The organism is Ruegeria sp. H3, assembly GCF_056533095.1.
The window spans coordinates 182,889-204,526 of sequence record NZ_JBQFOD010000007.1 but is presented as its reverse complement, the minus strand read 5'-3'; the positions used below and the strand labels follow the sequence as shown (position 1 = coordinate 204,526).

Here is a 21,638-nt window from a genome sequence, read left to right as displayed (position 1 = left end):
ATAGATTACTCATGTTATACCCCTGAAACTCAGGGGTTTGAATCACGCAGCCGAGATGACGGCAACCAAATTAATGGGTCCAGAACCTAGTGCCGAATTTAGACGCATGGTATTGAAGCCGACCCCGTCTCGTCTGAGTCTTCAGCCAAGCTCTTTCTTTCTGACGACGTGAGAGGCTTCGCACCAGACCCGTAGTGATGGAGAACAGTTCATGGCTCCTGCCATCAAATGTGAATCTGTACAACAGTTGCGGTCCAATACGAAACAAATTGCCGTTCGAGCGCAAAGCACCGGCGTCTTCTATTGAACCAACAAATGCTCTAAAATCACTGCGTGTTTTCTCGACAACCAACTCAGATACGGGTTCACCCTCTGAATCGATCCAATTCTGCTTGTAGAGGGCAACAAATACATCAGGTGCCGAAATCCAACCATCCGTGGCAAACATCAGCCGATCCTCACAATATCTGCTTGCTTTATTGTAACGAAATCTGCCCACCGCTGCATAAGGATCCGCCTTTGCTCCAAATGATCCGTGCGTCTATAGGCCCGTTCTACTGTACTTCCGACAACATGACCCAAGCAGGTTTCTGCAACCTCATGCGGTGTGTTTGTCGTTTCGGCTACCCAATCTCGGAAGCTCGACCGGAACCCGTGAGGTCGTGCATCCATCTCCCTGCGCTCCATCAAGCGGGACATTGTCGCGTCGGAGATGACGCCCTTGCGAACGCTTGGAAATAAAAATCCATCGCGCGACTGCTTCTTAGCTGCTTCGATCACGTCCAGCGCAGCATCCGATAAAGGCACCCGAAAATCCTTAGTTGCATCCCTACGGCCCTTTATGATTTCTGCAGGGATCGTCCAAACATCGTCCTTGAACTGGTCTTCGTGAGCCTTACGCACCGGACCAGAACGAACCGCCGTCAGGATCAACAAGCGCAATGCAAAGTGTGTGGTCGTGCCTTCGGTCAAGCTGGCATAGAAAACCGGCACGTCAGGCCAAGGAAGGGCAGGGATGTTCTTAGGTTTGTGGCGCTGCTTTCCCAATAGCGCCCTAGCTTTCATCGTCGCCTGCAAATCCACGTCTAAACCCAGAGCGGCGGCATGCTTGAGGCAAATGCCCAAGCGATCCATCGCCTTACTGGCGGTCTCCGCCTTTTCATGCCAAATTGGGGCTAGCGTGTCTCTGATGTCTATCTGGTCGATATCGGCAACCGGCACTTTCCCCAGCTTCGGCAAGACGTGCAGCTCCAATGGAGAAAACCAGCGCCCGGCCTTTCCATCACCTTTTAATTCGGCCTTGCGGGACTCGAATGCATCTAGAGCAATGTCTTTGAGTAGGTTCATATTGCGCTCTAGTTGTCTGCGTTCGCGTTCACGCTCTTTGATTGGGTCCAGGTTTCGCCGAACGACTGCCCGCCATCTTTCGGCTGCTTCGCGCGCTTCTTTCAGCGATACGTCTGGATAAGCACCAAGACCCATTTCCCTACGGCGACCGTGTACGGTGACCAGCAGCACCCACTTGCCTTGCTTGGCATCACGCTTGTGCAGCCACAGTCCGCCACCATCGCCGTACTTACCGGCTTGGGCGGTTCTGACTTTGGCTCCACTGAGCTTGTTGATTTGGCGCATGATTGGCAGGGGCTTTCTTATGGTCCAACTTATAGTCCCACTTCTATATCTTGTATATCATGGAGCGCTTCGGAACAACTTGGAAGGAAAATATTTAATATATACAGCTAACTACGACCTTTAGCAGATATGCTGGAGCAAATAAGCACGTTACGGAATGCTTGTTCAATGCCCTCCACCCGCACCAATTATATTTAACATAATCATCATTATGAGTATTTATACAGCCTCGAGGTTGCCCAAAAGGATGGATGTCATGTCCGCTTCGATCACGCCATCGATTGCGACAACATCTATTCCCGTATCATAATCGACATTGGACGCGGTGATCCCTGACAAATCTGCACTAGCGTCCAGAAAAACCCATTCGGCTTCATGTGTGGGCGTCTGCCCAACGGCCACTTGCAAGATTGCCAATGCGTCTAGTGCATTGATTCTACCGTCTTGCGTAATGTCCGCAGCGATAAGGTTTTCCGGCGCAGCGGGCCCGAAGGTCGGGTCCAACCCAACCGCGATCCGCAACACTTGCAATGCATCAAGTGCGGTGATCTCGGCACTTGCCGTCGAATAGGATTTGGTGATGTCGAGATGCCCGGAGTAAGTCCCCGAGGGCAGGCCGAGATCGAAATTTCCGTCTTCGTCTGCGGTTGTGGTAATCGGGCTGTTTCCGTCAGGTGTGAATTGAATTTCAGCATCCCCTAGACCCGGATTGCCGGTCTCGGAGCTGATCGAGATATCGCCTTGTATCCCTCCTGAACTGGGTGGTTCGGACACACCAAAATCACTGAAATCAACAGGGATATGGTCGGGGCCGCCAAATCCTGTGCCAAAGATCTCGGTGCTGGTCAGAGGCCCTCCGGTCGAAGAGGTGATGTGGATGACTTCGCCTCGATAGGTGATATCCGCACCGTCTGCCGTGCTGGTAACGATCAGCTGGGTCGGCGATCGCAGCAGCAAGTAGTCAAATAAATCAAGCCGGTCTGTTCCCGCCTCAAAATCTGTGATGGTTGTAACGCCGCTGCCGGATTGCATCACGAATATATCCGCCCCTGCCCCCCCCGTCATCGTAGTGGCTCCTTCCCCTGCAATCAGGATGTCATCCCCTGCCCCGCCCAGCAGGTTTGCATTCAACACGCCACCGCTGAGCATGTCGTCCAAAGCAGTGCCAGTGACGGTGCCGAAGCCTTCCCGGACATCGCCCAGATTTGCAACGTCGACGGTCAGAAGGTTCACGCCTGCATCAATCTGGCTGGTCGCCAAAATCTGCAGCTCACCCCCGACTTGGGCCACGCTCAGGTTTTCGACATTTTGCAACCCGCTCAGCACCGTGTCCGCGAAACTGTCCATATGGATCAGTTGTCCGTTTGGGCTCATGGTGAAAAGCGTGATGCCATCATCGCCTCCGCCAGCGACCACAAAGACCCGCCCGTCGACTTCTATAACCGCGATGTCTTGTACGTCTTGGAACCGGGTGTCCAACGTATCCAGCACATGATCGGACGGCGAAAGTGTACCATCACTGTTCACTCGCATAACGCTTAGCGAGTTGCTGCCCGATCCGGCGACCACGATCCAGGATTCGCCATACGCCTCGACAGTTTCAACCGCAGTTGGAGTCGAAATGCCAAGGGTTGCAATGGCGTCGCTGTTGTCGACCGCACTGAGCGTCCCGTTTGCCGGATCGATGTGATACACAGTGATGCCGTCGCCTGTTGCATCTGTTCCAACAATAAACTGCCCGGCACCAGACTGAATTGCCTGCATCGAATCGGCTGTTCCGGTGATGAGCCCGGCTAGCGACAAGCTGCCGTCACCGTTGACGATATAGGTTCCGATTTGGCCGGTATCTTCATGCGCGAGCGCCAGATAGTTGGACGATGCGACAGAAAACTGGGTCACGGCAGACAGATCGCCACCGCCGCTCAACGTTCCGGTTTCCTGCAAATCTCCGACCGTGCCGTCGGTGTTCAGATCATAACTGACAATCCCGGTGGCCGTATCGATATCAAGTACCAGATGATCTGTGCCCGCCAGCGAAACAGGCGTTCCTGTGCCGCCCACCTGAAACATGATCGACCCGCTGTAATACTGGGTATCCACCAGTTGTGGGATTGCGCCGTCAACCAGCCTCCATACCGCGATGCCCCCGGTTGGGCCGGTCAATGTGTAGAGATACGTGTCCCCGTTAAACGTTTTTAAAGCCGTATCGCCGATACCTGAATCGAGCGCCGTGCTTCCCGTTGCAACCAATGTTTCGAATTGCAGCATCATAGTCATCACCCCACCGCCACCCCTGGCGTTGAGCACAAAGATGATCCGATGCCCAGACCGAAACCATAGCAAGAATGTGGTGAAAACGAGGAGTTCGGCTTGAGTTTAGTTCAATTTTTTCGGGTCCGATCGCCGACGCAGTCAAAGGGTAAGACAGATGAGCAAAAGCCTAAACGGTGCGGATTGTCCCCCTTCCAAGATCGCCGGCAATACATGTGAGGGTAAGATGACCAAAGCACCTGAGACCAATACGAATCCTGCAGCGGATCAATCAGAAACGGACCGCTCGCGCCGGATTCGCCAGTGGATAGATGGCAAAATGGGCCGCTGGGTAGGGCGTGGTTTGGCAGGTGGGCTGGGGTCCTCTCTGTTGGCGCTGCCCGCGTTTGCTCAGGCCACGATTGAAGAGCTGTATGCCTACCAGTTCGCTGAAACCATTCCCGGCGTGCAATCGGCCAAGCTGCTGAAAAATGGAGATGTTCTTCTCAAGATGACCGACGGGCGCAGCATGATTGTTGCCGCCGAGAATATTCAGGTTCTGGACAGCGGCGCCATCATGATCGCCGAAGCGGCGGTTGCCGAGATCGCACAGTTCAGCCTGGCTGAAGCGGGCGCTGCTGCCGCAGGCGGTGTCAGTGGGGCTGGGGCGGCCTTGGGCGGTTTGGGCCTGGCGGGGGCTGCCGCCGCTGCTGGTGGCGGTGGTGGTGGCGATGATGCCAGTCCTGCGTCGACGCCAACACCTCCGCCAGCTCCAAGCCATCCGGGCCTGAACCTGGCTCAGTTACAGGGAACAACGCTTAGCAGTTCGACCATCAATTCCGTGGCTCCAGCGGGCACCGACAGTGTCGAGATTACCATTGGATCAGTGGTCAAAACCGTGACCCCGGACTCAGATGGGAACTGGAGTGTCTCTTTGACCCCGTCAGAGGCCAGCGGCGTGCCTCAGGGCGTGACGGATATCACCATTCGACATCTCGATGACATGGGGGATGAGCTGTCGGTTGAAACTGTTACATTCGACATTGATACAGTACCCCCGACCCTGGCTATCACCAGCTTCTCGGATGGGGCGGTGATGAACACTGCCGAACAAGCAACGGACTTGATCGTCACCGGAACAACCAATGCCGAGGACGGGCAAACTGTCACGGTATCGCTCAATGGTCAGACCTATACAGGCACTGTCTTGGGCGGCAATTGGAGCGTGACTATCCCGGCTGCTGATCTTGCCTCATTGCCGGATGGCACAACCATATCGGTAACTGCCGATGTTTCGGATGGGGCCGGCAACCCTGCCCCTCAAACAAGTAGCGGTTTCGATACCGATTTCAGCGCTCCGACCATTTCATTGGACCCGGTCGCTGGCGGTTCGATCGAGCTTATTGATGTCAGTGGCGATTTGATCCTGACCGGCAACACCAGTGCCGAAGATGGCCAAACCGTTACGGTTACGATGGATGGCCAAACCTATTCGGGCACCGCCTCGGGTGGCAGTTGGAGCGTGACAGTCCCGAACGCTGATCTTTCGGGTCTCACAACCGGAACGCCTGCGGTGATCAGCGTCACCGTTGAAGATTTGGCAGGAAACTCGGCGGTCGCTGCGACGGCTTCGGTACCTGTCGATCTGACAGGCCCGTCGATCAGCATCGCACCTCTTACAATAGGTTCGGTGCTGAATGCGGCCGAGGCCGGGTCGGATTTGACCATCTCCGGCACGACTGGAAATGTGCAGGACGGTCAAGCCGTCACCGTCACGCTCGATGGGCAAACCTACGCCGGCACCGTCTCGGGCGGCAGTTGGAGCGTCACTGTTCCAGCTGTTGATCTTGCGGCCCTTGCTGATGGAGGCAGCTTTTCTATCACGGCGGACGTTTCTGATGTTGATGGGCTTGCTGCTCCTCAGGCAGATACGCCTCTCACCAAAGATGCCAGCGCACCCACACTCAGCATCGATAGCTTCTCGGATGGCGCTGTCATGAATGCTGCCGAGCAAGCGACTGATCTGACGATTATCGGCGCAACGTCGGCTGAGGATGGGCAGGTCGTTGCGGTCGAGCTGAATGGTCAAACCTATACCGGAACCGCCAGCGGCGGCGTCTGGAACGTCACTGTCCCCGCTGGCGATCTGGCAGCATTGTCAGATGCGTCCACCATATCGGTGACAGCTGACGTGTCAGACGCTGCAGGCAACCCGGCCATTCAGGCAACGAACAGCTTTGATACCGATTTCACCGCACCCAGTGTCGCTATTACCAATCTATCGGATGGTGCGGTGATGAATGCGGCTGAACAGGGTACGGATCTGACCATTTCAGGCAGTTCAGATGCACCAGACGGGACGGTTGTAACGGTCGAGATTGCGCGGCCCGATGGAACGGTGGATGTCACTGGAACTGCAACCGTCTCCGGTGGCAACTGGACCCTTACCGCACCATCGTCTGACCTAAGCGGGCTACAGCATGACGTCACATATGATGTCACTGCATCCGTAGCTGACAGCGCAGGCAATAGCGGTCAAACAAATACCAGCTTTGACACCGACTTCTCCGCACCATCCATCACAATCGATGCCTTGCCTGTGGGAGCGGTTCTAGATGTCACCGAACGTGACAGCGACCTTGCAATCTCTGGAACCACAACCGCCGGGGATGGGCAAACCGTATCCGTCATATTCGGCGGGCAGACCTATGTCGCCACTGCCTCAGGTGGGACTTGGACAGTCACTGTCCCGACATCTGATCTGGCCGCATTGTCAGACATGACCAGCTATCCAATCTCGGCCACCGTTCCGGACAGCGCTGGAAACATTTCTCCTGCGGCAACCACTTCGGTTACGACGGATTTCCGGCCCACGCTGAGCATGCGCGCAATTGGAACGAATGAAGCGATAGCCCTAAGCGATGCGCAAAGCTCTGGCGTGGTTGTCAGTGGCAGCTCAGCGGGTCTTAGCACAGGCCAAGCCGTTGATGTTCTGTTGAACGGCAACTCGGTCGGTACTGCAACTGTTGGCCCGGATGGAACATGGTCGTTGACAGTTTCGGCGTCTGAATTTGCGGGTGCCGAAGCGGGTGATGATCTCGACTTCACGGCGCAAGCCACCGTCTCGGGTGGGCCAGATCCGCTGCCTGTCACAACAGAAACAGCAGCCTATGTGCCTGCAGCCTATGTGATTTCCGAGATTGCACAATCCGGCTCGACGATCACCTTCGCAATCCACGCGGATTCTGATCGGGACATCTCATCTGGTTTGGCCATGACAGCTGAGTTGGAATACGACTCCTCCGTGGTCACGTTCGATGTGAATTCTGACACAGAAAATGGCGAATTCGATCTCTTCTTAGCCAACACCGGACCTGGCGATGTCGTCAGTTTTGCGGGTGCGGCGACGACCTTCACAGACCTGTCCCAACCTTTGGTCACATTCACGATGACTGTACAGGATCCCAACCAGCCCATTGTTTTGACGATCAAGACTCCGGATGGAGGGCCAATGGTGCTGCACCTGGGAACGGATGATGATGACACGTTGACGGCGTCTGATGTCGATACGCTGGTGCGTGGTGGCGAAGGGGATGACGCGATTGACCTGAACACAGCCGGGCGCGATGTTGTTGTCTTCGAAGCTGACCCGACAACAAACGGCGTCGATACGATTACCGGGTTTACACTTGGTCCGGCATCAGATGTGACGGATGCGCTGATGTTCAGCGGGTTAGATGTCAGTACATTGCGAGGCGATGGAACCGGATTTGAAACCCTGGCGGTTGGTGATGCGTTGGGTCTCGGCACTGGTTTTGTCGGGTTGACGACGGTGCTGACCGATCTCACGGCAGCGTCGCTTGAAACGGCTGTCGAAAGTCTCACAGGCGCACAATCTGGCGATGCGCTCTATGTACTGGCGACTGACGGTACAGACAGTGCGTTGATCAGGGTGGATTATTCAGGATCGAGTGACGCGAGTGTTGAAACCGTGGCCATCTTTGATGGACTCGATGATCTAAGCGCGCTGTCCACCGACAACATCCTGCATACCGATCCAACGGGCGCGACGGCGTAACCCGCCTCGCGGTCATATACTTGGATTCGACTTCACAATCAGACAGCGTAAGGGGAACGCTATGCTACAGAACGGCCTGACACCGGTCTCTTTCGAACGGCATGGACATCGCTTTTGGCGGCGGTTCACATCTTTCGAGTTTGCTCGACATCTGACGGAGTGCGCTGTTGTAGAAGCGGAAATCCTGCAGGTCGCCGCCATGTTTCCGATCGCTTTCCGAATGACCCCGGTGGGTTGCCAACCCGTTGCTCTGCTGTCGATGCAGGTCGATTCCACTACACCTTTTGTCGCTGCAAACGGCACTTGGTTGGCGCGATATTTGCCAACTGCGCTACGTTGTCCGCCTTTTGGGGCGGGGCGCGCCGCTTCAGCGTCAGGACAACAGTTTCATTTGCTGGTTGATGAAGCGATCGGGCTGGTCACCGATAACCCCGATGATGTTCGTTTCTTTGACGACGCAAAGAGGCTGAACTGCGATCTCATCAAAGCAAAATCGTTTCTCTTTCAACGCGCCGCAGCTGAGCATGAAACGTTGGGGCTGTGCCGCCTGATCCGTGACTTGAATCTACTCTCGCCGCTGAGCGAGGTTTTGAAGGCTGATGGCCCACATGGTCTTTTTGGCATTCATCTGCAGGCGATACATGGTCTGCGGTCATCCCATCGGGCGCTTTTGACCAATAGTCAAGCTATGCGACTGATTCATGCGCATCAGGTTTCACTGTCGCACGTGCAGTGGTTGGCACAAATACAGGATCAACTGACCGATAGATCGCAGCTCCAAACCTCCTCGGATGTCTCTGGGTTTCTGGATGCTGTCGTGAACGCGCAGCTTGAAGAATTACCATTCAACTATGATAAGCAAGGGGGCGCTTATGCATATGCTTAAGGCTTTCGCATGCATTTTGGTGTTCGTGCTCCTGGTTTCAGGGTGTCAGCAACCGCCCGGGTTGTCCGGAATCCAGGTTTCATTCTCCAGCGGAACAGCTGGTGCCGGCGCAGCGCCGCCTGCTCAAACGCTGACACAAAGTGCATTCGGCCGCAAGATCCGTCAGGCCGTTGAAACAAGCCCGAACCTTGCTCAGAGTGAAACAAGATTGGAGGCTGCAGCGGCAGACCAGGATGCTGCCAAAGGCGCTTTTCTGCCGCAGGTCTCCCTGGGCATCAACGCCCGGTCTGAGCGCGTAGACTCCGATGTCTCAGATGTGTCGCCCTACCTTCGCGTTTCGCAACTGGTCTACGATGGCGGTGCGGCATCAGGTGAACTGGCTGCCGCCGAAGCCCGTGTTTATGAAAGCCGAGGGGATCAATTGCAGACTGCGGCCGCAACTGCATTATCCGCGATCGAAGCTTATGTCGTTGTGTTGGACAGACGCAAGATCCAAGGGATCAACGCGCAGAACGTAGCAGCGCATGAAAAGCTGGTACGGCAGATATCGGATCGAACTGCCAGCGGGGCAGGCTCAAATGCCGATCTGCTGACTGCACGCTCACGCATGGCGGATGCTCAAACCCGTTACGCCGATGCGATTGCGCAGGTCGACCGCGCCGAAGCGCGCTATCGCGAAGTGTTTGATTCCGCACCAGACGCCCTTCCGCAACCAATCCCTGCTCCGAACCTGACCCGAAGTGATGCCCAAATCGTCATGAGCAGCCCTCAGGTGCGTCGCGCTGATGCAAGCCTGGTGGCTGCAAAGGCTGAATGGAGCGCAGCTCAGGCCCGCAGGCAGCCTGATATCCGAGTGGCGGCTTTCGCCAATCAAGATACTGATCGGGATGCCAATTTCGGTGTGGACTTGTCGTTTAATTACGAACTTGACAGTACCGGCCAAAGACGCGCGGCAATCGCCGCCGCGCACGCGCGGGTGAAGGACGCCCAATTCTCCCGCGAGGCGCTGATCCGCGAAATAACCCGAGAGCTTGGGTTTATCCGTTCTGATCAAAAAGCCGGTGCTGAAAGACTTCGGGCCGCAAAATTGGCAGTGCAGGCCAACGCTGAAAGTGTCGAAGCCGCTCGTGCACAATTTACTATCGGGCGGCGCAGCCTGATTGAAATTCTGGACGCTCAACGGGACTTTGTGAACGCGCAGGAGAGGTTAATCTTGGCTGAACAGAGCTTTTTTCTGACCAACTATGCCGCATTGAGCCTGACAGGTGATATCCTTGATCTGCTTGGCTTGTCGGTCGGCACCTGGAGCGCCCAGCAATGACGGCAGGTTCCCCATCTTCCGATATTCAAATCTCAGCCTATGAAGCCTGTTTTTTGAACATCGCCAGCAGTCTTGAACGGCCCGTTACGCTCGCCACTTTGCAGTCTGCTCAGTCGGGTGTGGATGGAGATTTGACCGTTCGGGACATTCTTGCGTTGGCCCAACACACGGGGTTGCGGGCCGGATATGGCGCACGACCGTTGAAAGATTTTGACGATGCTCTGGTTCCCGCGATGCTTTTGCTGGATGGTAGTAAGGCCGTCACTTACCACGGGCGCGCACCCGATGGAGAGATGTTGATCTTTGATCCCGAGATCGGCGGTGGGCTTTGCGAGATGTCTGAAACAGAACTTAGCGAAGTCTATGCGGGCTTTGCGATCCTGTTTCGCCGAGATCATAAGGCCGAAGTCACTAATGATGGGCAAGTTCGAAGCGGCCACTGGTTTTGGTCTGCGCTATCCGCCAACCGCTGGTCCTATGTCCAAGTGGCACTGGCCGCCGCGCTTGCCAACCTGCTGGGCCTTGCGACATCCGTGTTCATTATGGTGGTTTATGACCGCGTCCTTCCGAACGAAGCAACCGAGTCTTTAATCGCTCTGACTTTTGGCGTTGGTATTGCTCTTGTCTTCGATTTTATACTCAAGCTTCTGAGGGCTGGCTTTATCGATCGCGCGGGTCAAAACGCTGATATGTTCATGGGGCGCCGTGTCTTCGATCAGTTGCTGAATATTCAGATGAAATCGCGCACCGGCTCGACCGGTGCGATGACCAGCACGGTACGTGAATTTGAAACCCTCCGAGAGTTCTTTACCTCGGCAACATTGGTTGCCATCGTAGATTTACCCTTTATCGCGCTGTTCATCTTCGTGATTTATCTGGTCGGCGACGATTTGGCCCTGGTCCCGGCCCTTGCTGTACCGGTTGTTTTGCTGGCTGGTCTTGTGGTTCAGCCGATCCTGTCGCGTATGGCTGAGAAAAGCCTGGCGGATGGTCAATCCAAACAATCGGTGTTGGTTGAGGCGGTTTCGGGCCTCGAGACGATCAAAACAACCTCTGCCGGTCGACAAATGCGCAATCGGTGGGAGCAGGCGATCGAACGACAATCCGCCCATGGCGCGCGCAGTCGCGCCGTGACCCAGTTTGCCTTGAATTTGACAGGCTTTACGCAGCAGGCAGCGCAGGTTCTGATAGTATTCTATGGCGTGTTTCTGATCACCGAAGGTCAGGCCAGCATGGGTGCGCTTGTGGCTTCGGTCATGCTGACGGGGCGTGCTTTGGCCCCGTTGGGACAGCTGGCCCAAACCCTGACCCGCGTCAATCAGGCACGCAGCGCCTATCGCAATTTGGATGCCTTGATGCAGGCTGAAAGTGAGCGTCCTGAAGGCCGAAGCTGGATCACGAGGGCGGGTTTCAAGGGGGCCATTTCGTTCAGCAACGTGCACTTCACCTATCCAGATCAGAATGAAGACACTCTGAACGGTGTATCTTTTACGATCAAACCAGGTGAAAAGGTGGCTATCCTGGGTCAAATCGGATCGGGCAAAAGCACAATCGCCAGGCTGTTGTTGGGGCTCTATTCGCCGCGGGTTGGGTCGGTTATGCTGGATGGGCTGGATATTCGCCAGATTGATCCGGGCGACCTGCGGCGTAATATCGGCTCAGTCCTTCAGGATATCTGGCTGTTTTCAGGCACTGTTCGGGATAATATTGTCAGCGGTGCGATTAGACCACGTGACGAGGACTTGATTGCGGCTGGGCGCGCCGCAGGCGTTGAAGATTTTGTTGCCCGACATCCCAGTGGCTACGATCAACAATTGGCTGAACGAGGCGAAGGGCTGTCGGGTGGTCAAAAACAGGCGATAGCGTTGGCGCGGGCCCTGATTGGTCGGCCTCCGGTTTTGTTGCTGGATGAACCAACCAGCGCGATGGATGTCAAAACCGAAGCGCAGGTGATCCAGCGTTTGAAGGCGGCAACGACAGACACCACAGTCGTGGTGGTGACCCATAGAACCAGCCTGCTGGAACTGGTTGACCGTGTCATAGTGATCGAAGGCGGGAAAATCGGTGCGGATGGCCCCAAAAGCCTGCTGACCCAACACGCGCGCAGATCAGGAAGGCATCTAAATGTCGCGGCATCCTGATCTGAGCCAGCTTGCACGTGAGATGCAGGGGCGGGCACCGCTGCAAGGTTCGCTGTTGTTGCTGGTTATTTTGGCCTGTTTGTTGAGCGCGGGTGCTTGGGCCTACCTTACAGAACTGGATGATGTTACCCGCGTGGATGGCCGGATTGTGCCGTCGGGCGATGTGCAAGTGATTGAAGCGACGGAACCTGGAGTTTTGCAGGTGTTGCATGTGCGCGAGGGTGAGTTGGTTGACCAAGGTGCTGTGTTGATGGAGCTGGATACCACCCAGATTGACAGCCAATTGAGCCAGGAACAACAAAGGGCCTACGGTCTCATGTCGCGGGTTCAGCGCTTGCAGGCTGAAATTGATGGAACGGAGCTGAGCTTTGACACAACTCTGATCAAAGGCGCGCCAAATGTCGTGCGTTCGGAAACTGCGCTCTATCAGGGGCGGCAAGCTGAACTCAGCGCCGAGATTGCAATTCTGGAGCGGCAGAGACAGCAACGGCAGCGGGAATATGAAGAGGGGTTGGTTGATCAGGTTACCGCTGATGAAACTCTGAAGGTGCTGGCTGAAGAGCGGGCCATTATGGCTCCGTTGGTTGAACAGCGCATGGAACCCGCGACCACACTGTTGGCCTTGCGCCGTAGCGAGGCTGAGTGGCAAGGCCACAAGGTACGTGCCGAGGCCGTGACCAACCGCTTAAAGACGGGCCTCGAGGAAATCGATGACCGTATAAAGGCCACACGCAGCCGTTTTCGGACCGCCGCATTGACGGATTTGGCCCTTGCGACCGCCGAGCTTGCGGCACTTGAGCCTGCCCTGCCCGCTTTGCGCGACCGCGCCCTCCGCGCGCAGGTGAAATCGCCGGTCCGGGGAATAGTGAATCGGATACATCGAACAACAATTGGTGGGCTGGCCCGAAGTGGCGAAGACCTGATTGAGATTGTGCCATTGGACGATAGTTTGCTGGTCGAAGCCTATGTCAAACCTGAGGATATCGCCTTCTTGCGTGCGGGCCAGCCGGTAAAGGTGAAGATCACAGCCTACGACTTTGCGCGTTATGGTGGGTTGGACGGAGAAATCCTACGCATCGGCGCAGATTCCATCACCCGGTCCGAAAGAAATGATGAAGAGGTATTCGTCGTTGAGATACGCACCAGCAATACCATGCTCGACGGGCAAGGAATTGCAGTTGAAATCATTCCAGGCATGATCGCAGAGGTGGATATCTTATCCGGCAAGAAATCGGTGCTGGACTATATCCTACAGCCCGTTGTGAAGATCAAAGACCAGGCCTTACGAGAGTAGCGGGGGCTACCTGATCGACCAACCCGTACGCAGCCTATTTCCAAGCGACATCGCCGAGAAAGATGTAGCCCGCCCCGTATATCGTCTTGATCAAGCGCGGGTTCTTGGGGTCTTCACCAAGCTTGGTTCGTAGCCTTGAGATGCGCACATCCATGGCGCGGTCGAAGCTGTCCCCGGCTGCGCCACCCAGAGAATCCTGCATTTGTGCGCGGCTGATCAGGCGTTTGGGGCTTTCCAGAAACAGGCGTAAAACCTCTCCTTCGGCGTGGCTGAACGGTGTTTCGGCCCCCGATTTGTCCTTCAGAAGATAACGATCAAAATATGCCGTCCACCCGTTGAACTCGGCGATATTGGTGTTCGAGCTTTGACCGCGCGGCGCGCGTAGCCGAGCACGAATACGCGCCACAACCTCGGTTGGATCAAAGGGTTTGGTGATGTAGTCATCCGCTCCCAATTCCAGACCGGCCACGCGATCCTGAACTTGCGCGCGGCCCGACACAATGATCACGGCCGCACCTTGTTCCAGCGCCAGTCGGTGTACCAGGGCCAGGCCATCCGTATCCGGCAGGGATAAATCCACCAAGCAGACGTCAGGTGTGATCTGGTTCAGTGCGGCCTCGAACTCGCGGGCCCGGGAATAGCTTTGGGTTCGAAACCCAGCCTCTTCCAAAGCATCTGTCAGGATATGCCGAATCTCGGGTTCATCATCCAATATGGTTACCAATGGCTGGGTCATCAGGCGGCCTCGGTTCGGACAAGGGCGGATAACTGTGCCTTGGAAAAGGGTTTGCTCAGCACAGGCGCCATGGCCAATGCCTGTCGGTGCAGAGGATCGGTATAGGGTAGTGATGTCATGAGTATGCAGGGCAAGCGAGATTTGAGTTGCGATAACAGATCAAGCCCGGTCGCCGTGCCCTCAAGTCGAATATCGGACAGCACCATGACAATCCCTTCCACGGTCTCAGTCAGAGCCAGTGCTTCATCTGTCGAGGTCGCCTCGATCACCGAAAAGCCAAGGTCGATCAGCATATCCCGAAATTGGCCGCGCAGATCGTCGCTGTCTTCGACCAATAGCACAAGCCCTTCTTGTGCGGGGGGCGCGGGGCGATAGGGCAAGCGCAAGATCACCGATGCGCCTGAGGGCGTATTGCGCAGGTTCAGGTCACCGCCCGCCAGCTTTACGGTGTCATAAACCATCGGCAAACCAAGGCCCGATCCATCACTGCCTTTCGTTGTGAAAAAGGGGTTCAAAGCCTTCTCCAGTGCCTCAGACGAAAAGCCAGAACCGGTATCGGAAACTGTGATTTCGATCCAGATATCGCCGATTGCATGTGCACTGATCGTCACCTGCCCGGTTGTGCCACAAGCATCGCGTGCGTTCAGAACAAGGTTCAGCAGCGCATCCTGAAGCATCCCGGGATCAAGCATAAGCGCCTGATCCGGCAAAGTATTCACAACAGACAGCCCAACGCCACGCGGTAAGGACGGGGTGGCCAATATCCGCAAATCCTCGAGCAAGCGGCGCAGATCGGTGGCTTTTGGTTGAGGTGTGCGATGGCCGGTCATATCCGCAATCCGGTTCAACAACTGACCACCACGCCGCGCTGTTTTTTGGGTTGCCGCGATCAGCGCGTGTGCGTCTTCTGGCAACGCCATCTTGTCGAGCTGGGATTGCATGCCCAGGATGATTGTCAGCAGGTTGGAAAAGTCATGCGCCAGGCCATTTGTCATCTGCGCAGCCATTTCACGGCGGCGGGTTTGTTGCAGGGCGACACGGGCTTGGGTTTCTTCGGTGATATCTACCGACATCACATAAACGCCCCCTGCCCCGTCAGGTGTGAAAGACACGCGGATGCGGCGCGAGTCTTGATCTTCAGTGAACTCGAACACCGATGTTTTGCCATTATAGGCGTTTTGCAGATGAGCACTGACCCGGGCAAAGGCGTTTGACCCCAGCGCTTCAGATATGTGCAGGCCCAAAATCTCAGATGGTCGCCCCGGCATGACAGAACTGAGCCGCCGGTTCGAATAATCGTATCGCCCCTCGCTGTTCAGATGCGCGATATGGGCCGGCATCATCTCGGTTGTCAGACGGGTCCGGGCTTCGATCTCGGTCAGCTCGCGCTTGGCCTCTTCCAGCGCGGTGATGGTTGCTGCCAGTTTCCGGTTGGTGGCCGAAAGCTCTTCGGCATGGGTAAGCAGCTGGCCTGACAATTCCTCAGATCGCGCGCGCAGCAGGTTTTCGGCGCGTTTTGCGCTGGTTATGTCTGTATAGACTGCCACCCAACCACCCTGAGGCAGCGGTGCGCCTTCGATCGAGATCACCTGACCATTTGCACGCTCGCGCTCCATGTAATGTGGCTCGAACGCCAGCGCCTGTTCGACACGCACTTCGACCATGTCATCGACACTTCCCTCGTCACCGTACTCTCCACGGCTCGCCAGAAAGTGGATCGTGTCCCGAAACAACGCGCCGGGTTGCACCAGTGCATCGGGAAGGTCGAACATTTCTTGAAACCGTCGGTTGCTAAGGACCAGGCGCAACTGGCTGTCATAGATGGAAAGCGCCTGGCCGATCAGGTTCAGCCCGGCGGTTGTCATCGCCTTGATCCGTTGTTCGGTGATGCGCAAATTCACCCTCCCCTATTCTACCCGTAGCACCTGACGACCAGCAGGTGTAGAGGGGATCAATGCCGCATGCGCATCTTGGGCCCATCGGGCGTATTGGAATGCAGTGACAGTGTGTGGTCCATGTTCCGCATCCGATGGCGCAACATCTGCCTACAAAGGCGCGCAAGGTCAGCCGCATAGGTGGGATTTTCTGCGACGTTCTCGAATTCACCTTTCCCTTGATGATCGAACAAAAGCGGCGGCAAATCGGCGGCAAATTCAACCAGGGTAAAGCGGTCATCGCGCAGGATACCCAGACAGGACTCGCTGTTTTTGGTGCCAAGACGTTGTTGCCATAGGGTCGGGTTTTCCGGCTCAGCAAAATCCAGTTCGCTGAATGAGTAACCCCTCCAATCTTTGGGCACTTCGCCTTGCAACAGGGGGGTCAGAGACCGGCCGTCCATCTCATTTGGGATCGATTGCCCAGCCCAATGCAGGATCGTTGGTGTGATGTCGATGGATTCCGTTGGCACGGTGATTTCGGCCCCAGCCTGCGCCTGATTGCCGGGCATCCGGATCATCAGCGGCGTATGATACGCCGCATCATAGACAGTCATCTTGCCCCAACTGTGACGGTCGCCCAGCATCTCACCATGATCAGCGGTGATAACGATCAGAGTGTCGTCATATTGCCCGCTGTCTTTCAGATACTGAACGACGCGGCCAATATGATGGTCGACCTCGGTCGCCAACCCAAAATAGATCGAGCGCAGGATCTGAATATTCTCGTCTGTCGACTCGACCTCATCGAAACCGTGAACAAAATCAACTGCTTTGTAGAGGTCGAGATTCGGATCAAAAAACGGGTGATGCGCTTTTTCGGCCTCGGGTGTCCCCAATCGCCGCGGCAAAGGCAAAGTGACGGGGTCATACATCCGATTGTAGGGTGCCGGTGCAACAAGCGGTGGATGCGGGCGGATATAGGTTAGATGCGCAAACCAGTTCTGATCTTGGTAGGGCGCGATGCCGTCGAGAAACGCGTCGGTCAGAAAGGCAGTGTCGCTGTCCTCAGCGCGATAGAGCGCTGGGTCATTCAGCTTTGGCGCCTCCCCAAAGGGTGAGACCGGTTTATAGACATCCATATAGGTGTCGAACGCATAGCCTTGTTTCATCAGATGCGCGCGCCAAGGATAGGATTCCTCCAGCCGCATCTCGATGACCTCAAGAAATCCATCCATTGATTGCTCATAGGATGTTAGCACGGGGTCATTCAAATCGTGAACACGTGGGTCTGCCGAGGTGTCGGTGTAGCCAAACAGCATTGGCATATAACCTGCTTTGCGCATCTCGGAGGCGATATTGGGAATGTCATGGCGCAACGGCGTGCCATTGCGGACGGATCGGTGGTTCATCGCATATTGGCCGGTCAGCAATGAAGCGCGCGAAGGACCGCAGGGATTTGTCACAGAGTAGTGACGTTTGAACGAGACAGATTCGTTCATGAACGCGCACAGATGCGGTAGATCAACATGATCTGCCAACGCGCCGAACAAGCAATCTGCCCGTAGCTGATCGATGATAATGAACAGAACTTTTCCGGCCTGGCCCATGTCGCGCACTCCGAATCCGCACCCGAGTTTCAGGTGCGGACTGTGTCGCGGAACGGCTACCCTCGCAAGGGTTTAGTCCAGTTCGTACTTGGTCTCGTAGTTTTCCTTGAGCGCGGGGTCCTGATCTTCTTTGCGCAACAGGCAGTTGCCGATCGACAGGACCTCGATATCGGTGCCCATGAAACAGCGGAACGCATCCGTGGGCGTGCAGACAATTGGCTCACCCCGCACGTTGAACGAGGTGTTCACCACCAGCGAGCATCCGGTCAGGTCTTTGAACTTCGAGATCAGCGCGTGATAGGCCGGGTTCGTGTCTTCATGCACTGTTTGGATACGGGCAGAATAGTCCACGTGCGTCACAGCCGGAATATCCGACCGTTTGACGTTCAGCTTGTCGATGCCAAACAGGGCATTTTCCTCATCCGTCATCTTGCGGCGGATTTTGTCCTGAACATCGGCCACGATCAGCATATAGGGGCTGTCGCCATCCAGCTCGAACCAGTCGGCTACGTCTTCGCGCAGAACAGATGGTGCAAATGGGCGGAAGCTTTCGCGGTATTTGACCTTCAGGTTCAAGGTCTTCTGCATCGACTCGGATCGTGGATCGCCTAGGATTGAGCGCGCGCCCAAGGCGCGTGGTCCAAACTCCATCCGGCCTTGGAACCAACCAACAGCCTTACCGTCCGCCAATGCCTGCGCGGTTTGGTTAACCAACTCACCGTTTTCGTAAGTGGTGAATTTGGCTCCGACACGGGTCAGTTCATCGGCGATTGCGCCATCTTCGTAACGCGGGCCAAGATATGACCCCTGCATCTGATCGCCAGGGGTGACCTGACGCGGATTGCCCAGCTCCTGGTGCCAGGCGGCATAGGCCGCCCCCAGTGCCCCGCCTGCATCACCGGCAGCAGGCTGCACCCAGACATTGTCAAACGCACCATCGCGCAGGATTTTGCCATTGGCCACGCAGTTCAGTGCTACGCCGCCCGCCATGCACAGATTACGGATGCCGTGTTCTTGCGCCAGATTGCGGGTGATGCGCAGCATGATTTCTTCGGTCACGGCCTGCACGGATGCGGCGATGTCCATATGGAACTGTGTCAGCTGATCGGTTTCAGGTTTGCGCACGGGATGGCCGAACAGGTCCTCCAGCGCTTTGTTGGTCATGGTCAGACCGGCTGTATAGTTGAAGTATTTCTGATTGAGGCGGAATGAGCCGTCCTCTTTCAGGTCGACCAGATGTTCAAGGATCAGGTCCTTAAATTGCGGCACGCCATAAGGTGCCAAACCCATGACCTTGTATTCACCGGAATTCACCTTGAAGCCGGTGTAGTAGGTGAAAGCAGAATAAAGCAGCCCCAGCGAGTGTGGGAAGTGCAGCTCTTTCACCATCGTCAGTTCGTTGCCGCGCCCAATCCCGACGGTTGTGGTGGCCCATTCGCCAACACCGTCTACGGTTAGAACAATCGCTTCGTCGAAGGGCGAGGGATAATAAGCGCTGGCGGCATGGCTGACGTGGTGTTCCGAAAACAAAATCTTGTCGACGGTGAAATCGGGATCAATCCTACGAAGCTGTTTGTTCAGCAAATCCTTCAGAAACAGCTTTTCCCGCAGCCAGACCGGCATCGCCATTCGGAACGAGTTGAAACCGCGTGGAGCAACGGCGATGTAGGTTTCGATCAGGCGTTCGAATTTTAGAAACGGTTTGTCATAGAAGACAACATTGTCCACGTCCGCCAGGGTGATCCCTGATTCGGCCAGTACGTATTCAATCGCCTTTTCCGGGAATCCAGGGTCATGTTTCTTGCGGGTAAAGCGTTCTTCCTGCGCGGCGGCAATGATCTTGCCGTCGCACAGCAGTGCTGCTGCGCTGTCATGATACAGCGCGGAAATGCCCAAAATGTAGGTCATGTGATCAGAACAGCGTATAGATGAACGGCGCGATTGCCGAACCTTGGCTGAGAACGATCAGGCCACCGAAGATGCCCAGCACCACAAGGATGGGCAGTAGCCAGAACTTTTTTCTGACCCTCATAAATGACCAGAGCTCGGAAACGAATGTCACGTCTGGTACTCCCTTCTTTAAAACTGTTGTTTCATGCTGCCGGGCTGATCCTTGCGAACAACCCAATAGCTTTCTGCGGAACTGTCTAATTTCTCAGACAAAAGATCTTTTCCCAACAGGCGCGCCACCAGTCCGAAGGGCACGAATGTCGTGATGAAAACCAGAAACATGACGATGGGTGCTACGATGGCCCCCAGCAACATTCCAAATTTGAACCAAAGCCGATTGGGCTTGGTCAGAACCTGCGGCGCAAGGAAGGTTACCGCAAGAATGGCCCCCGCGATTGCCAGGGGTATCCACCGCACAGAACCGCCGCCCCAAAGGGGCCAGAGTGCGATGATCAGAAAGACTGCCGTGAAGACAAAACCGAACCCTCGTTCAGACCCGATTTCGACATCAACATTGGCTTGATGGTCAGACATGAAACACAACCGAATAACAACAAACAATTACGTCCATAAAGATACCATTACCTTTGGTTGAAACAAGTGAATTAGGTCACTCACCTTCGGGAAATTCGCCCATTGGCGCTAACCAGTGTCACACGGGTGCCATTCCGACCGGTCAAATCAGGGCGCAAATACACAAACCCGTTGCAGCCGATCTTCTTTTTCCGTCACATGCAGGCATGACTCCGCCTCAGATATCGTCTTCGCAGGAAAGCGACCGTACGGTTGTGCATATCTCGGGCGCATTGCTCACGCAGTCAGTGGAACACGTTGAGCGTGGCTTTAGCGCCATTCAGCCCGTTGGCGGCGATGTGACGTTCGACCTGACCGAGATGGAAGCGCTGGATACCAGCGGCGCGTGGCTCGTGGCAGACTTGTCACAGCGGTTCACCGCTCAGGGCGCGCAGCTCCAGTTTCTGGGCCTTAAGCCTGCGCATGCCGCCTTGATTGATACTGTGTCGCATAGCATCCCCGAACAGCCCGGTCGGCTGGACCCGCCCAGAACCTTTGCAGATTGGGTCGAAAGTGTGGGTCGCGGCACATTCGGGGCGTGGCAGGACACAATGTCGATCCTTGGGTTCCTAGGGCTGACCCTGCACCGTCTGGCCCGAACCGTCGTTATGCCCTGGAGGCTGCGCCGCGCCGCGCTTGTGACACATATGGAGGAAACCGGCTTCAAGGCGTTGCCGATTGTGGCGTTAATGGGGTTCCTAATCGGCGTTGTGCTGGCTTTTCAAGGTGCCACGCAGTTGAAACAGTTCGGGGCCGAGATTTTTGTGGTCGAGCTGATCTCGATCTCGATCCTACGTGAACTGGGTATTCTGCTGACCGCGATCATCGTTGCGGGCCGGTCCGGATCGGCCTTTACCGCCTCAATCGGTTCGATGAAAGTTCAGGAAGAGATTGACGCCATGCGGACCCTAGGCCTGGACCCGATTGAGGTGCTGGTGATCCCGCGCGTTTTGGCCCTGTTGATCATGTTGCCCATTCTGGGTTTTGTGGCCGACATGGCCGGATTGTTCGGCGGCGCATTGATGAGCTGGATTGATCTGGGGATAAGCCCGGGCATGTTCCTGACCCGCCTGAACGAAAGCACGGGGGTTTGGCAACTGGCCATCGGTCTGATCAAGGCGCCGTTCTTTGCTCTGGTCATTGGTGTGATAGCCTGTTGGCAGGCGATGCAGGTCAAAGGGTCGGCCCAAAGCGTCGGGCAACGCACGACCGCGTCGGTGGTGCAATCGATCTTCATGGTAATCGCCATCGACGCCTTGTTCTCGATCTTCTTCTCGCAGATGGGGATCTGAG

15 protein-coding genes are annotated in these 21,638 nt (G+C 55.8%); 6 read left to right on the top strand and 9 right to left on the bottom strand.

The annotated features are described in order from the left end of the window. Positions 1 to 70 precede the first annotated feature (70 nt). The 3 genes from ACR0JE_RS10720 to ACR0JE_RS10710 form a co-directional block, all read right to left on the bottom strand. Positions 71 to 448: a hypothetical protein gene (locus ACR0JE_RS10720; protein ID WP_480864153.1), complete on the bottom strand. Its 378-nt coding sequence runs from the start codon at positions 446 to 448 to the stop codon at positions 71 to 73. After that, positions 448 to 1,632 carry a tyrosine-type recombinase/integrase gene (locus tag ACR0JE_RS10715; RefSeq protein WP_480864152.1) on the bottom strand — a complete coding sequence of 395 codons (1,185 nt, stop codon included), beginning with the start codon at positions 1,630 to 1,632 and terminating at the stop codon, positions 448 to 450. Before ACR0JE_RS10715 ends, ACR0JE_RS10720 begins: the two co-directional genes overlap by 1 nt. Before the next feature lie 219 nt (positions 1,633 to 1,851). Next, the gene (locus ACR0JE_RS10710) at positions 1,852 to 3,939 is read right to left on the bottom strand and encodes a beta-propeller fold lactonase family protein (RefSeq protein WP_480864151.1); all 2,088 of its coding nucleotides are present in this window, start codon (positions 3,937 to 3,939) and stop codon (positions 1,852 to 1,854) included. 190 nt (positions 3,940 to 4,129) lie between these two features. Between ACR0JE_RS10710 and ACR0JE_RS10705 the strand changes: the two genes are divergently transcribed. From ACR0JE_RS10705 to ACR0JE_RS10685, 5 genes are all read left to right on the top strand, one after another. After that, the gene (locus ACR0JE_RS10705; protein WP_480864150.1) at positions 4,130 to 7,960 is read left to right on the top strand and encodes an Ig-like domain-containing protein; all 3,831 of its coding nucleotides are present in this window, start codon (positions 4,130 to 4,132) and stop codon (positions 7,958 to 7,960) included. 61 nt (positions 7,961 to 8,021) lie between these two features. After that, entirely contained in the window at positions 8,022 to 8,846 is an 825-nt protein-coding gene (locus ACR0JE_RS10700; RefSeq protein WP_480864149.1) for a SapC family protein, read from the top strand. A gap of 61 nt (positions 8,847 to 8,907) precedes the next feature. Beyond that, positions 8,908 to 10,167, top strand: coding sequence for a TolC family protein (locus ACR0JE_RS10695; protein ID WP_480864148.1), 1,260 nt, complete (start codon positions 8,908 to 8,910; stop codon positions 10,165 to 10,167). Then, positions 10,164 to 12,308, top strand: a complete 2,145-nt coding sequence (locus ACR0JE_RS10690) for a type I secretion system permease/ATPase (protein WP_480864147.1) — start codon at positions 10,164 to 10,166, stop codon at positions 12,306 to 12,308. The genes ACR0JE_RS10695 and ACR0JE_RS10690 overlap by 4 nt, the downstream gene beginning before the upstream one ends. Further along, positions 12,292 to 13,602 carry an HlyD family type I secretion periplasmic adaptor subunit gene (locus ACR0JE_RS10685; protein ID WP_480864146.1) on the top strand — a complete coding sequence of 437 codons (1,311 nt, stop codon included), beginning with the start codon at positions 12,292 to 12,294 and terminating at the stop codon, positions 13,600 to 13,602. The genes ACR0JE_RS10690 and ACR0JE_RS10685 overlap by 17 nt, the downstream gene beginning before the upstream one ends. A 34-nt stretch (positions 13,603 to 13,636) precedes the next feature. On the opposite strand, the gene ACR0JE_RS10680 is transcribed toward ACR0JE_RS10685, so the two are convergent. From ACR0JE_RS10680 to ACR0JE_RS10655, 6 genes are all read right to left on the bottom strand, one after another. Then, complete coding sequence (locus tag ACR0JE_RS10680; protein ID WP_480864145.1) at positions 13,637 to 14,338, bottom strand: response regulator transcription factor; 702 nt, start codon at positions 14,336 to 14,338, stop codon at positions 13,637 to 13,639. Next, positions 14,338 to 16,233 carry a hybrid sensor histidine kinase/response regulator gene (locus ACR0JE_RS10675; RefSeq protein ID WP_480864144.1) on the bottom strand — a complete coding sequence of 632 codons (1,896 nt, stop codon included), beginning with the start codon at positions 16,231 to 16,233 and terminating at the stop codon, positions 14,338 to 14,340. Before ACR0JE_RS10675 ends, ACR0JE_RS10680 begins: the two co-directional genes overlap by 1 nt. A gap of 56 nt (positions 16,234 to 16,289) precedes the next feature. After that, entirely contained in the window at positions 16,290 to 17,822 is a 1,533-nt protein-coding gene (locus ACR0JE_RS10670; RefSeq protein WP_480864143.1) for a sulfatase-like hydrolase/transferase, read from the bottom strand. A 72-nt stretch (positions 17,823 to 17,894) separates the two neighbouring features. Next, a complete protein-coding gene (locus ACR0JE_RS10665) occupies positions 17,895 to 19,730 on the bottom strand; it encodes a carbamoyltransferase family protein (protein WP_480544094.1) in 1,836 nt (611 codons plus the stop codon). A gap of 4 nt (positions 19,731 to 19,734) precedes the next feature. Next, positions 19,735 to 19,884 carry a DUF5989 family protein gene (locus ACR0JE_RS10660; RefSeq protein WP_353011336.1) on the bottom strand — a complete coding sequence of 50 codons (150 nt, stop codon included), beginning with the start codon at positions 19,882 to 19,884 and terminating at the stop codon, positions 19,735 to 19,737. Between the two features lie 17 nt (positions 19,885 to 19,901). Then, entirely contained in the window at positions 19,902 to 20,306 is a 405-nt protein-coding gene (locus tag ACR0JE_RS10655) for an SxtJ family membrane protein (RefSeq protein ID WP_353011338.1), read from the bottom strand. Between the two features lie 206 nt (positions 20,307 to 20,512). On the opposite strand from ACR0JE_RS10655, the gene ACR0JE_RS10650 reads away from it, so the two are divergent. Beyond that, positions 20,513 to 21,637 carry an ABC transporter permease gene (locus tag ACR0JE_RS10650; protein WP_480547942.1) on the top strand — a complete coding sequence of 375 codons (1,125 nt, stop codon included), beginning with the start codon at positions 20,513 to 20,515 and terminating at the stop codon, positions 21,635 to 21,637. Position 21,638: the final 1 nt, after the last annotated feature.

Excerpts from the sequence above, each read along its gene's own strand:
- ACR0JE_RS10720 (WP_480864153.1), bottom strand. The coding sequence starts at position 448 with ATGTTTGCCACGGATGGTTGGATTTCGGCACCTGATGTATTTGTTGCC.
- ACR0JE_RS10715 (WP_480864152.1), bottom strand. The coding sequence starts at position 1,632 with ATGCGCCAAATCAACAAGCTCAGTGGAGCCAAAGTCAGAACCGCCCAA.
- ACR0JE_RS10705 (WP_480864150.1), top strand. The coding sequence starts at position 4,130 with ATGACCAAAGCACCTGAGACCAATACGAATCCTGCAGCGGATCAATCA.
- ACR0JE_RS10700 (WP_480864149.1), top strand. The coding sequence starts at position 8,022 with ATGCTACAGAACGGCCTGACACCGGTCTCTTTCGAACGGCATGGACAT.
- ACR0JE_RS10690 (WP_480864147.1), top strand. The coding sequence starts at position 10,164 with ATGACGGCAGGTTCCCCATCTTCCGATATTCAAATCTCAGCCTATGAA.
- ACR0JE_RS10685 (WP_480864146.1), top strand. The coding sequence starts at position 12,292 with ATGTCGCGGCATCCTGATCTGAGCCAGCTTGCACGTGAGATGCAGGGG.
- ACR0JE_RS10680 (WP_480864145.1), bottom strand. The coding sequence starts at position 14,338 with ATGACCCAGCCATTGGTAACCATATTGGATGATGAACCCGAGATTCGG.
- ACR0JE_RS10670 (WP_480864143.1), bottom strand. The coding sequence starts at position 17,822 with ATGGGCCAGGCCGGAAAAGTTCTGTTCATTATCATCGATCAGCTACGG.
- ACR0JE_RS10665 (WP_480544094.1), bottom strand. The coding sequence starts at position 19,730 with ATGACCTACATTTTGGGCATTTCCGCGCTGTATCATGACAGCGCAGCA.
- ACR0JE_RS10655 (WP_353011338.1), bottom strand. The coding sequence starts at position 20,306 with ATGTCTGACCATCAAGCCAATGTTGATGTCGAAATCGGGTCTGAACGA.
- ACR0JE_RS10650 (WP_480547942.1), top strand. The coding sequence starts at position 20,513 with ATGACTCCGCCTCAGATATCGTCTTCGCAGGAAAGCGACCGTACGGTT.